The 12,151-nt window shown below is 42.4% G+C and carries 12 protein-coding genes; 10 read left to right on the top strand and 2 right to left on the bottom strand.

What is annotated here, in order from left to right:
• The 10 genes from fliL to RS889_RS09130 all read left to right on the top strand — a co-directional run bounded on the left by fliL (nucleotide 1) and on the right by RS889_RS09130 (nucleotide 10,234).
• Nucleotides 1–480, top strand: a complete 480-nt coding sequence (gene fliL / locus RS889_RS09085) for a flagellar basal body-associated protein FliL (RefSeq protein WP_315710368.1) — start codon at nucleotides 1–3, stop codon at nucleotides 478–480.
• Nucleotides 481–485: 5 nt separating this feature from the next.
• A complete protein-coding gene (fliM, locus tag RS889_RS09090) occupies nucleotides 486–1,499 on the top strand; it encodes a flagellar motor switch protein FliM (protein WP_315710369.1) in 1,014 nt (337 codons plus the stop codon).
• Nucleotides 1,492–1,899 carry a flagellar motor switch protein FliN gene (fliN, locus tag RS889_RS09095; RefSeq protein WP_315710371.1) on the top strand — a complete coding sequence of 136 codons (408 nt, stop codon included), beginning with the start codon at nucleotides 1,492–1,494 and terminating at the stop codon, nucleotides 1,897–1,899. The genes fliM and fliN overlap by 8 nt, the downstream gene beginning before the upstream one ends.
• Nucleotides 1,900–1,902: 3 nt before the next feature.
• A complete protein-coding gene (gene fliO, locus RS889_RS09100) occupies nucleotides 1,903–2,325 on the top strand; it encodes a flagellar biosynthetic protein FliO (protein ID WP_425475145.1) in 423 nt (140 codons plus the stop codon).
• 23 nt (nucleotides 2,326–2,348) lie between these two features.
• Nucleotides 2,349–3,086 (top strand): flagellar type III secretion system pore protein FliP, encoded by a 738-nt coding sequence (gene fliP / locus RS889_RS09105; protein ID WP_315710961.1) that lies wholly within the window; start codon nucleotides 2,349–2,351, stop codon nucleotides 3,084–3,086.
• A 29-nt stretch (nucleotides 3,087–3,115) separates the two neighbouring features.
• Nucleotides 3,116–3,385, top strand: coding sequence for a flagellar biosynthesis protein FliQ (fliQ, locus tag RS889_RS09110; RefSeq protein WP_315710374.1), 270 nt, complete (start codon nucleotides 3,116–3,118; stop codon nucleotides 3,383–3,385).
• A 1-nt stretch (nucleotide 3,386) separates the two neighbouring features.
• Complete coding sequence (fliR, locus tag RS889_RS09115; RefSeq protein WP_315710375.1) at nucleotides 3,387–4,169, top strand: flagellar biosynthetic protein FliR; 783 nt, start codon at nucleotides 3,387–3,389, stop codon at nucleotides 4,167–4,169.
• A gap of 444 nt (nucleotides 4,170–4,613) precedes the next feature.
• The gene (locus tag RS889_RS09120) at nucleotides 4,614–5,726 is read left to right on the top strand and encodes a FliC/FljB family flagellin (protein WP_315710376.1); all 1,113 of its coding nucleotides are present in this window, start codon (nucleotides 4,614–4,616) and stop codon (nucleotides 5,724–5,726) included.
• A 188-nt stretch (nucleotides 5,727–5,914) separates the two neighbouring features.
• Nucleotides 5,915–6,373: an IS200/IS605 family transposase gene (tnpA, locus tag RS889_RS09125; RefSeq protein WP_021017615.1), complete on the top strand. Its 459-nt coding sequence runs from the start codon at nucleotides 5,915–5,917 to the stop codon at nucleotides 6,371–6,373.
• Between the two features lie 312 nt (nucleotides 6,374–6,685).
• Nucleotides 6,686–10,234: a glycosyltransferase gene (locus tag RS889_RS09130; RefSeq protein WP_315710377.1), complete on the top strand. Its 3,549-nt coding sequence runs from the start codon at nucleotides 6,686–6,688 to the stop codon at nucleotides 10,232–10,234.
• 107 nt (nucleotides 10,235–10,341) lie between these two features.
• Here the strand turns inward: RS889_RS09130 and RS889_RS09135 are convergent, their stop codons facing one another.
• Both RS889_RS09135 and RS889_RS09140 read right to left on the bottom strand, forming a co-directional pair.
• Nucleotides 10,342–11,124: a cephalosporin hydroxylase family protein gene (locus tag RS889_RS09135; RefSeq protein ID WP_315710378.1), complete on the bottom strand. Its 783-nt coding sequence runs from the start codon at nucleotides 11,122–11,124 to the stop codon at nucleotides 10,342–10,344.
• Between the two features lie 181 nt (nucleotides 11,125–11,305).
• Entirely contained in the window at nucleotides 11,306–12,130 is an 825-nt protein-coding gene (locus tag RS889_RS09140; protein WP_315710380.1) for an NAD-dependent epimerase/dehydratase family protein, read from the bottom strand.
• Nucleotides 12,131–12,151 lie beyond the last annotated feature (21 nt).

Consider the following 12,151-nt stretch of genomic DNA (forward strand, 5'->3'; position numbering starts at 1 on the left):
ATGGCTGATAAAAAAAACCAGTCAGGACGTAAACGCTCTGTCTGGCTAGTACTACTGATTGTTATTGCACTTGTCGCAATGGGAGCCGCAGGCGCCGGTTGGTGGTTTTTTCATCAAAGAAACAATACGGTAGAAGTGAAACATGACGTACCGCCGCCAGCCCCTGTATTTATGCCATTGGATACATTTACCGTTAATCTGGTTAATCCGGATAACAACCCTGATCGAGTGCTATATATCGGGTTTACGTTACGTTTACCTGATGAAAAAACGAAGAGTCGATTTACTCAATATCTGCCGGAAGTTCGTAGTCGGTTGTTATTATTGTTATCTCGTCAGGACGCCGTCGCTTTGGCAAATGAACAGGGCAAACAAAAGCTTATAGAAGATATTAAACAAGTGCTAAGCCCACCCTTGGTTCCAGGACAGCCTAACCAAGTGGTTACTGATGTTCTATTCACTGCTTTTATATTGCGATAACCATTATGAGTGACAGTATTCTTTCCCAAGCAGAAATTGACGCATTGTTAAACGGTGATAGCGACGACAGTGAGAGTGAATCCACGTCGGCAGTTAGCACTGACAATGGCATCAGGCCTTATGATCCCAATACGCAGAGGCGTGTGGTTCGTGAGCGTTTGCAGTCATTAGAGATTATTAATGAACGCTTTGCCCGTCAATTCAGGATGGGATTGTTTAACTTGCTCCGTCGCAGTCCCGATATCACCGCTGGGCCATTGAAGATTCAGCCTTACCATGATTTCGCACGTAATCTGCCGGTACCAACCAACCTGAACCTGATACATTTAAAACCGTTGCGTGGTACAGCGTTATTTGTATTTTCTCCAAGCCTGGTTTTCATTGCGGTTGATAATCTTTTCGGTGGTGATGGACGTTTCCCAACAAAAGTAGAAGGTCGAGAGTTTACACATACCGAACAGCGTGTTGTTAAACGTATGTTACGGCTTGCTTTGGATGCTTATGGGGATGCATGGAATGCTATTTACAAACTGGATGTGGAGTATGTCCGCTCTGAGATGCAGGTCAAGTTTACCAATATAACCACTTCTCCTAACGATATTGTGGTGACAACACCGTTTCATGTTGAGATTGGTAATCTGACGGGGGAATTCAATATTTGTATTCCTTTTGCCATGATCGAGCCGCTACGTGAGTTATTGGTTAATCCGCCACTGGAAAATTCACGACAAGAAGATCAGAATTGGCGCGATACCTTGGCTAAGCAGGTCCAGCATTCAGAACTGGAGCTGGTTGCAAATTTTGTTGATATCCCATTGAGATTATCCAAAGTGTTAAAATTGAAGCCCGGCGATGTTTTACCCATAGATAAACCGGAAAGGCTAATTGCGCATGTTGATGGCGTCCCGGTATTGACGGGTCAGTACGGTACGTTCAATGGACAATATGCTCTTCGGGTCGAGCACTTAATTAACCCTATTTTGAATTCTCTGAATAACGAGGAACAGCCCAATGAATGACACCAAGAACCCGTCCGACGATAAAGAATCAGTGGACGATCTGTGGGCTGATGCATTTAACGAGCAACAGACTGCGGAAAAAAGTAGTAGTGAAGGTATATTCAAAACACTTGATGCTGACAACGTTCCAGGCGGCACCCAAGATATCGATCTCATTTTAGATATTCCAGTGAAGCTTACTGTTGAACTCGGGAGGACGAAAATGACAATTAAAGAACTATTACGTCTTTCTCAGGGATCAGTCGTTTCTCTTGATGGATTAGCAGGGGAACCATTGGATATCCTGATTAACGGATACCTTATTGCACAAGGTGAGGTTGTCGTCGTCGCAGATAAATATGGAGTACGAATCACTGATATCATTACTCCATCTGAACGCATGCGTCGCTTGAGTCGTTAATTGATTATGACACAATCTCAGGGGCAGGCAGTTCCAAATGTGACATTTCAGTCTACGGCTGTTTCTGCACCGGTGATTTCTCACAGTAGTGCGTTAACTCAGGTGAGCACAGTACTGGGTGGGATCGTTCTGCTTATCTTGTTGATAGCCTGGTTAGCAAAAAAGTTCGGTTTTGCACCGCAAGGTAAACAAAATCGAATGCTAAAAGTGTTATCAAGTTGCCCGGTTGGGCAACGAGAACGGGTTGTTATTGTTGAGGTAGAAAATACCTGGTTGGTACTGGGCGTGACATCACAGCAAATCACTCACCTGCACACGTTGCCAGCGAACGTTGCCGGTGAAATGCTGGATTCTGATAAATCCGTATCAACAGATTTTCGCCAACTGTTAAATAACATTATAAAACGCCCGGAAAAGTCAGAATGAACAGTGTTTCATCACGAATAGCAATGCCACTGTTGCGTTGTTTATTCATAGGTACCTTTCTTTTATTTACCCCAGATTCGTGGGCCCAGTTACCCGGTATTGTTACTCACCCATTGGCGAATGGTGGTCAGAGCTGGACATTGCCGGTTCAAACGCTGGTGTTTCTTACTTCTTTAACATTTATTCCTGCCGTATTATTAATGATGACGAGCTTTACGCGCATCATCATCGTATTGAGCTTATTGCGAAATGCTTTAGGTACAGCCAGTGCGCCGCCTAACCAGGTTATTGTTGGCCTGAGTCTGTTTCTGACATTTTTTATCATGTCACCAGTGATTACAAAGATATATCAGGATGCCTACTTGCCGTTTAGCCAGGATAAAATCACGATGGAAACGGCAATTGACCGGGGTGCTCAACCCTTACGTCAGTTTATGATGCGTCAGACACGGGAAACCGATTTGGCTTTATTTGCCCGACTTGCTGAAATACCGTCTTTGGAAGGGCCTGAAGCGGTACCAATGAAGATATTAGTTCCTGCATTTGTCACTAGCGAACTGAAGACTGCCTTTCAAATTGGATTTACCATTTTTATTCCTTTTCTGATAATTGATCTTGTTATAGCCAGTGTACTGATGGCGTTGGGTATGATGATGGTCCCGCCAGCTACAGTGTCTTTACCTTTTAAGTTGATGTTATTTGTATTAGTTGATGGATGGCAATTGTTGTTGGGATCGCTTGTCCAAAGCTTTTACAGTTAATTTCTTAATAAAAATCAAGGATAAAGTTCATGACACCTGAGTCAGTTATGGCAATGGGTAGTGAAGCAATGAAGGTGGCCCTTGCATTAGCTGGACCACTACTTTTAGCTGCACTGGTCACCGGCTTGGTTGTCAGCATTTTGCAAGCAGCCACGCAGATTAATGAAATGACACTCTCGTTTATCCCTAAAATTTTGGCTGTGTTTATCACAATTATTGTGGCCGGACCATGGATGCTTAGTATGTTTCTTGACTATATGCGAACGTTATTCAACAGCATACCAACGATGATTGGATAATATGCTAGAATTGACGAGTATCGAATTTAACAATTGGCTGAATCAGTTTTTTTGGCCGTTTGTCCGGATGTTGGCACTTATTTCGACAGCCCCCATTCTTAATGAACGAGAAGTTAATTTACGTGTAAAAATTGGATTGGCGCTTTTAAGTACTTTATTAATCGGACCCTACCTGACAATTACACCGGTGGCTATTTTTTCAGCTACGGGGATGTGGTTGTTAGTTAAGCAAATACTGATAGGTGTCTGTATTGGTTTTACGATGCAATTGGCCTTTGCTACTTTTCGTTTCGCAGGGGAGGTGATCGGCCTTCAAATGGGGTTATCTTTCGCTACTTTTTTTGATCCGTCCGGTGGTCCCAATATGCCAATTCTTGCACGGATTTTAAACCTGCTTGCAATGCTGATTTTTTTGGCGTTTAACGGCCACTTGTGGCTGATCTCCATGTTGTCTGATAGTTTTCATGTTATTCCTATCAATACCGATGCTATAGACACCAATATTTTTTATTCTATAGCCCGTTCAGGTAGTCTTATCTTTCTTAATGGATTAAGCTTGGCCCTCCCGCTTATTACTTTGTTACTTGCCATTAACCTGTCATTAGGTCTTCTGAACAGAATAACGCCTCAACTATCCGTGTTTGTTATCGGTTTTCCCGTCACCTTGACCGTCGGTATATTAACGATTGGCTTGTTAATGCCACTGATTCCGCCTTTTGCTGAACATCTGTTCAGTGAAATGTTTGATCTGATTGCTGCATTGGTCACCAATTTCAATTTGTAATTTACCGTTTTTACTGTGATAACTGATGTCGACTTAATAGATTTTTATTATAAAGATATTCTATTTCTGTCAGCGGTTTCTGATGAGTTAGCCACTGGCCTTGTCCTGGGTTATCTAACATTTTACTTCTGGCTGGACATTTTTATTAGTCTCTAATTAATTGATTTAATTATATTATCATCCACTTCTTGTGTCAGGGACGTTTGAGCGGTATGCGTTCAGTGGATGGTTGCAAGTCAGTTTAATGCCCAATGACACCATCGGTATGAACCTAAAATTCAAATAGTTAGCTGACGATTGACTATTTTTAAATTTTTGAATTAAATCTCTAAAGGTTGGTACAAGTGCGCCGATATCATAGAGGACGGTGGCTGACGCCGTGGGCAACAAAGCCTGAACCCTTACCATTTAAGTCCTGATGGCTGATTTAAAAGGAAATATCTTATGGCACAAGTAATTAATACAAACAGCATTTCGCTGATTGCACAGAACAACTTAAATAAATCTCAGTCTTCATTGAGCACCGCTATTGAGCGTCTGTCTTCCGGCCTGAAAATCAACAGCGCAGCAGATAACGCTGCTGGTCAGGCTGTTGCTAACCGTTTTGGTTCTCAGATCAATGGTCTGACGCAAGCTTCCAGCAACGCCAGCGATGGTATTTCTTTGGCTCAGACCACTGAAGGCGCACTGGACGAAATCAACGATAACTTACAATCTATCCGTACTCTGACCGTACAAGCTCAGAACGGCACCAACTCTTCCAGTGACTTGCAGTCTATCCAGGATGAAATTACTCAGCGTCTGGCTGAGGTTGACCGTATTTCTGCTCAAACGGATTTTAACGGTGTTAAAGTCCTGGACGGTAGTAAAACGTCTGTTTCTATCCAGGTCGGTGCGAATGATGGCCAGACTATCTCTATTGACCTACAGAAAATCAATACTTCTTCACTGGGGCTGACTGGCTTTAATGTTGATGGCCCGGCAACCAGTGCAACCACCGGTGTTGCCAGTGGTTCTACTTACAACAGTATCACGTTGAGTGCCGATGCTTCTGTAACCCTGTCCGGTGCAGCCAGTGGTACGTTGTCAGCTACTGGCTTGGTTGTTGACTCTAATGGTAGTTACTTCATCAGTGGTGCGTTGACAGGTGATGTTGAAGGTGTGGGTGCAAGCGGTGATACTGCTTACTTTAAACTGACTTCTAACGACATCACGATTACTGACGATGGCGCAATGACGGTAACGGTTGATGCAACCGATGAGAACATGACCGGTGTTTCAACAGCTAACTCACTGACTACGCTGGATAAGGCAATTTCCACGGTTGATGGGATGCGAAGTAACCTTGGTGCGATACAAAACAGGTTCGATTCGACGATCAATAACCTGACGAGTACCACCACCAATCTGAGTGAAGCACAGTCTCGTATTCAGGATGCAGACTACGCTACTGAAGTTTCTAACATGAGCAAAGCTCAGATTCTGCAACAGGCGGGTACTTCTGTATTGGCGCAGGCTAACTCTGTACCACAGACAGTTCTGTCTCTGCTGCAATAATATCAATCTGCATTTTCTTTTAAACCCCGCTTTGGCGGGGTTTTTTGTCTATAGAAAACCCCCAGCTAGGCTGGGGGTTCCGTAAAGCTTTCAGCTATAAGTCGGTTATAAAAACCCCTTTCGATTTGTTAAAACACCTTGCGGTCTGGCAACTGCAAAAGTTAAGCAAAAAATTGAAAGGGGGTCCCATGGGGGACGAAAAGAGCTTAGCGCACACCCGATGGAACTGTAAATATCACATCGTTTTTGCGCCGAAGTACCGAAGGCAGGTGTTCTATGGAGAAAAGCGTAGGGCAATTGGCGGCATATTAAGAAAGTTGTGTGAATGGAAAAACGTGAACATCGTGGAGGCAGAATGTTGTGTGGATCACATCCATATGCTTCTGGAGATCCCGCCGAAGATGAGTGTGTCGAGTTTTATGGGATACCTGAAGGGTAAGAGTAGCCTGATGGTTTATGAGCAATTTGGCGATTTGAAGTTTAAATACCGAAATCGAGAATTCTGGTGTCGAGGGTATTATGTAGATACGGTGGGAAAGAATACATCGAAGATACAAGAATACATAAAGCACCAATTGGAGCAAGATAAGTTGGGTGAGCAACTCTCGATCCCATATCCGGGTAGCCCGTTTACGGGCCGTAAGTAATCCATAGATGCAAATGTCAGATCGCGATGCGCCTGTTAGGGCGCGGCTGGTAACAGAGCCTTATAGGCGCATATGAAAAACCTCCGGCTATGCCGGAGGATATTTATTATCGGCAGTAATTATTTACAATAGTAACGTTATTAATCAGTAATGGTCAGAATAGCAGTAGTAAAAGGTATAACCTCCTTTGGTTAATTGGACATTCTGGGGTTTATTATGGTTATAAGCGAGTTTATCGGTAGTCTTGTTGATGTGGTATACCTTGGCAATAGACGATAATTCTGTTTTGTGTGATTATTTAAGGGGATAGTGATGGTTGAATACCCATTAGTCAGTATTGTGATTCCAGCGGAAGACCCTCGCTATTTTGAGCTGGCTTTGTCCAGTGCGATTCAGCAGGATTACGAAAACATTGAAATCATTATTAGTGACAATAGTACAAATAATTTAATCAAGAATATTTTCTATAAGCTGGACAGTATCTCTCGGCATCCCATTAGTTATACCCAGAATGAAACACCATTACCTGCTTACGATAATTTTTATCAGTCCCTGGGACAAGCTCAGGGAAAGTATATTAAGTTTCTTTTCGATCACGATAAGTTACGAGAAGATAATGTCAGGCTGCTGGTCGCAGCAATGGAAGTTGATGATGAAGTTGTATTCGCTTCATCGAAACGGCGTCGCATTGATAACAATGAGCAACTATTGAATGATGTCCTTACAACTTCATATCCATTCCGAGGTGACTGTATTATTCAGGGACATCGGCTGATTAATTTTCTTGTTAATCATTTTACCAATTTTATCGGAGAGCTTAGTTGCATCTTATGTCGCCGAGATATTTTAGATAAACTTGAACCTCGTTTTTTTGAATTAAACAGTAAATTGATGGAGCATACTGCTGAGTTAACGTTGTATGTGAAACTGTTAGAATATGGCAATCTGGCGATGCTTTCTACCCCATTATCTGATATTCGCGTGGATAGCGAGTATGATGATAATGTTATCAGTGGACATGAATTTAGTGAGCGTGATTTTTTTGCTAAAGAGACTAAGCAGCAAAATGCATTGGGATCGGATATAAACAAGAGTCAAATTATTCGAGTCGCAGAATTAGATGAACAACATATCTTTTATGACTACAATGTATGGCTCGCATTAAATCAGACATTCAAAGGGAATAAGAAGGAAGAAACGACTGCCAGCTGGATTGCAAAACGTGAACCGAAACCCAGCGAATCTATTCTTATTAATAATTATCTGGATGAGCATCCTGATGGTCGGAAGTTCGGTATCTTTATTATCCAGTTAAATGAAAATCAGGACCAAGTGCAATCGACACTTGAGAGCCTTACCAGCGCAGTGTCGCATGGTATAAAAGTAAATAAATATATTCTTAGTAGCAGTGAAGATGTATTTAATGAATACCCTGAGTTCACTTATAAAATTGATGGCACTAACTATGTAACTGCATTGAATGACATTATTAAAAATGAGAGTTTTGATTGGTTGATGATTATCCGTGCCGGTGAGTTATTCACTGTTGGCGGGCTATTAATGACAAGTTTGGGATTGGTAACGGCACAGTCATGTGCAGCTGTCTACGGTGATGAGCTTGTAAAAAATGAAGATGGTGAATTGAGTGTAGCATGCCGTCCCGATTTTAATTTGGACTACTTTCTGAGCCTGCCGGCAGTCATGGTGCGTCACTGGCTTTATAAGCGTGAAGTATTTATTGAATTGGGTGGATTTGATAATAATTATGCAGAGAGTATAGAGTTTGAATTTATTGTCCGTTTGATTGAAGAAAAGGGCATGGGGACGATCGGTCACCTGGCTGAGTTTTTGACAGTTTCTGATGCGTTAAATGTCAGAACGGTGTCTGATGAAGTAGAAGTGTTAGAGAGGCATTTAAATCGGCGTGAATATATTAATGGTAAAGTGTTGTCATCTTTACCAGGACACTATCGCTTACATTATGGGCATGAACAGAATCCACTGGTTTCAATCATTATACCGACCAAAGATCAATTATCAGCGTTGGCTGCTTGCATTACCAGTTTGCTGGAAAGAACGCGTTATCGTAATTATGAGATACTAATTGTTGATAATAATAGTGAAATAACCGAAACTCAGAACTGGTTGGCGGGAATCGCAAAAATAGATCCATCTCGAATAAAAGTTCTCAGTTATCCGCATGCATTTAATTATTCAGCTATAAATAACCTGGCTTCCCAGGAAGCCAGAGGAAATTATTTACTATTATTAAATAATGATACTGCTATTATTCAGGAAGATTGGTTGGATAATATGCTTAACCATGCATTACGCCCTGAAGTTGGTATTGTCGGGGCGAAATTACTGTATCCGGACGGCAGAATTCAGAATGCCGGTATGATTTTGGGACTACGCGGCCCGATAGAGTCTCCTTTCAATGGCGAGACTTTAGGTGCGAACGGCTATATGCAGCGTCTGCAGGTAGATCAAAATTACACAGCAGTGACGGGTTCATGTCTGATGATCCGCAAATCTGTTTATGAGCAGGTTGGTGGATTGGATGAGGATGCATTCAAGGTTTTTTATAATGATGCCGACCTGTGCCTTAAAGTGCGTAACGCAGGTTATCTGACCGTCTGGACACCTTATGCGTTACTGATGCATGAAGGGCGGGCTAGTCATCAGCATCATGATTCCACTATGACTGAACATCAGTGGCGAGAGAAGTTTCAGGTGGAGCAGTTCAACCTGTATGAAAAATGGTTGCCCGTCATTTCCCGGGATCCTGCTTACAATATTAATCTTTCACTGAATGGCCGTGGATTTGAAGTAGAACCTGATGCCGGATTGATCTGGCGTCCATTAACCTGGCGCCCATTACCGGTAGTGATGGCACATATGGCAGATCAGACGGGGTGTGGACATTATCGTGTTATTAAGCCATTCAATGCATTAAAAAATGCCAATATGATTGATGGTAAATTATCCAATGTTTATCTTAATATACCCACTATGGCTCGCTATGATCCTGATATTTTGGTGTTGCAGCGTCAGACATCCAGTTATTTTCACGAGTGGGTCCGGCAAGTGAGCAGACTGACAAATACGTTTAAGGTGTATGAGTTGGATGACTATCTGCCAAATGTGCCACTCAAAAGTGTCCATCGGGCGAATATTCCCAAAGATGTAGTGAAATCCATGCGTAAAAGCCTGGGTTTTGTTGATCGATTTGTGGTTTCAACCGCGCCATTGGCAGAAGCGTTTACCGGGCTGCATGCTAATATCCATGTGGTACAAAATAAATTGCCGTTGGAATGGTGGGATAATTTGTCGTCATTACGCGGTCAAGGTAAAAAACCTAGAGTAGGCTGGGGCGGGGGCAGCAGCCATACGGGGGATCTGGAATTAATTGTTGATATAGTCAAGGATTTGGCCAATGAGGTTGAGTGGATATTTTTTGGTATGTGTCCAGAAAAACTCCGCCCCTATATTCATGAATTTCATAAAGGCGTAGACATTGATCATTACCCGGCAAAGTTAGCTTCACTGAATCTGGATCTGGCGCTTGCACCGCTGGAAGATAATTTATTTAATCGATGTAAAAGTAATTTACGGTTGATGGAATATGGTGCGTGTGGTTTCCCCGTCATTTGTAGTGATATCGAATGTTATCATGGTGATCTGCCAGTTACACGGGTACGCAACCGTTACAAAGAATGGATGGATGCTATTCGCATGCATCTGTCCGATATGGATGCTACAGCAAAAGTAGGCGATGAATTGCGCGCGGCAATTTATAAAGACTGGATGCTGGACGGAGATAATCTGGAATTGTGGCGTAAAGCCTGGTTACCGGATTAACCAGTGATAAAAAGCGTAACGAAATGAAAGTCTGAATACCGTTATTGGAAAATACCTTCTAACGGTAATACAGACTTCTTTATTCCAAAACCATAGAGAATGTGATATTAGTTATTACGCTTTTTCAAAAAACCATCAGGTACTTCTGTAATAAGCAATTTATCCGGTATGGTTTTATCGATCTCAAACTCGTTATGTGTTTTGAGGTATTCGTATATTGCTGTTTTCGGATTGTTACCTACAGACCACGGACGGTTAGTATAAAAGTCTGGTGAAACATCCTCTATGATGGTATCAAAAACGACGCAATAACAGCCTGGGGTGACTAATGGAGCATATGCCTCAAGTTCAGCAAGTACATGACTGTGTGTATGCATAGAATCCAGGCAGACCATGACTTTTTGGTATCCGATGCTCAATTCTTTGACCGCATCAATGATTTCATTGGAAATGGATGACCCTTCAAGCATTTGAATTCGGTTAGACAATGGATGGTTCTCTATCGCCTGACGATTATGGGCGCGGATATCAATATCAATCCCAATGACTTTACGCTTTGGCTGACATGGATCGAATGTACTTTTATTTTCAATCGCATCACACATATCGAGCATAGCAAGCTGGGATGCGCTGAGTATCAATGAGCCGCCGTGGGCGATACCGGTTTCAATAATCAGATCTGGACGAGTAGACCAAATGATTTCTTGGATAGCGACAATGTCTTGAGGGTATTGAATGATTGGACGACCAAGCCAGTCAAAATTATAGACATAGCGTTTTCCTAATGACATTTCCGTCCATTCTTGCGAAAGAGATTGCAGCTTTTTATCTTGAGGATAGGTCGAGATAGACGCTATTCGTTCATTTTTAAACTCTTCAATTGGATTCATTTCTAGCCCCATTTTGATTAAACTTTTCGCATCGCAAATGACGGTATCAGATTCTGAACACTTATAGATAAATCACCGAATCGGATTAATGCGTCACTATTGTCATTTTTAATGATGGTTTCTATATACCTGCCATCTCGCATGTTGCAAGTTACAAGTGAGTTGTCTGTTCTCACTTGTTCTATGGTATTCCGACAATACAGGGTGGATCTATCAGGTTATCCGGACGAGCACCGAAATTTAGCAAATCCCTGCGGTTATACTCATCCGCTATGCTTTCAGCAAGCTGCTTAATTGTGACAGGTATGCCGGAGCAGATATTGACAGCGCCAGTTTTCCCCTGCATTGCTGCATCAACAATCATTTGGCCGGCATCGGCAACATTGAGATAATCTCGAATCTGGTTCCCACTACTTAAATCTGCTTTTTCTCCAGCCGCCAATTTTGAATGGAGATAAGGAATAAAACGTCTTTTATCTTCACCGTCTCCAAACAAATAAAATAATCGGCACCAGACAAATTCCACACCTGATTCAGGTAACCAATGTGATAATGTCAAATAGGCTGACGCTTTGGCATCGGTATATATTACGGTTGGTTTTAGCGGTGTATTGACCGAGAGAAAACCGAAGGAGGTATCGTATTCAGCGCAAGAACCGAGGCCTACAAATCGGTTGACGCCAGCAGTAATGCATCCTTTGGCCATCGTGAGTGTACCCGTCAGACAGTTAATATTTTCTACTGAATTGACATATTTTCCAGGTTCCGCATACCATGCGGAATGGATAACAATATCGACATCTTGAGCAGCATCAGCCCACCAGTTTTCGTCTTCGGTAAATAGGTTTTCCGTTTCAACAATTTCATCAATGCAGGGGAAGTCGCTCAGTTTTTCTGCTTTGCCTGTTCTTACGATGGCTCGAACTTTTACCGGGTGCTTTTGCAGTGCACCGATAATATGGCGCCCTACAAATCCGGTTGAACCAGTAACAAGGACACGTTTCATCGTGTTAAAACCACATTGACA

Source organism: Brenneria uluponensis (genome assembly GCF_032395385.1).
In the GTDB taxonomy this organism is placed as follows: Bacteria; Pseudomonadota; Gammaproteobacteria; order Enterobacterales; family Enterobacteriaceae; genus Prodigiosinella; species Prodigiosinella aquatilis.

What these genes read in the sequence shown, in the direction of transcription:
- fliN (WP_315710371.1), top strand. Translation starts at nt 1,492, where the DNA reads ATGAATGACACCAAGAACCCGTCCGACGATAAAGAATCAGTGGACGAT.
- RS889_RS09135 (WP_315710378.1), bottom strand. Translation starts at nt 11,124, where the DNA reads ATGAATCCAATTGAAGAGTTTAAAAATGAACGAATAGCGTCTATCTCG.
- fliP (WP_315710961.1), top strand. Translation starts at nt 2,349, where the DNA reads ATGCCACTGTTGCGTTGTTTATTCATAGGTACCTTTCTTTTATTTACC.
- fliL (WP_315710368.1), top strand. Translation starts at nt 1, where the DNA reads ATGGCTGATAAAAAAAACCAGTCAGGACGTAAACGCTCTGTCTGGCTA.
- fliQ (WP_315710374.1), top strand. Translation starts at nt 3,116, where the DNA reads ATGACACCTGAGTCAGTTATGGCAATGGGTAGTGAAGCAATGAAGGTG.
- RS889_RS09120 (WP_315710376.1), top strand. Translation starts at nt 4,614, where the DNA reads ATGGCACAAGTAATTAATACAAACAGCATTTCGCTGATTGCACAGAAC.
- RS889_RS09140 (WP_315710380.1), bottom strand. Translation starts at nt 12,130, where the DNA reads ATGAAACGTGTCCTTGTTACTGGTTCAACCGGATTTGTAGGGCGCCAT.
- fliM (WP_315710369.1), top strand. Translation starts at nt 486, where the DNA reads ATGAGTGACAGTATTCTTTCCCAAGCAGAAATTGACGCATTGTTAAAC.
- tnpA (WP_021017615.1), top strand. Translation starts at nt 5,915, where the DNA reads ATGGGGGACGAAAAGAGCTTAGCGCACACCCGATGGAACTGTAAATAT.
- fliR (WP_315710375.1), top strand. Translation starts at nt 3,387, where the DNA reads ATGCTAGAATTGACGAGTATCGAATTTAACAATTGGCTGAATCAGTTT.
- RS889_RS09130 (WP_315710377.1), top strand. Translation starts at nt 6,686, where the DNA reads ATGGTTGAATACCCATTAGTCAGTATTGTGATTCCAGCGGAAGACCCT.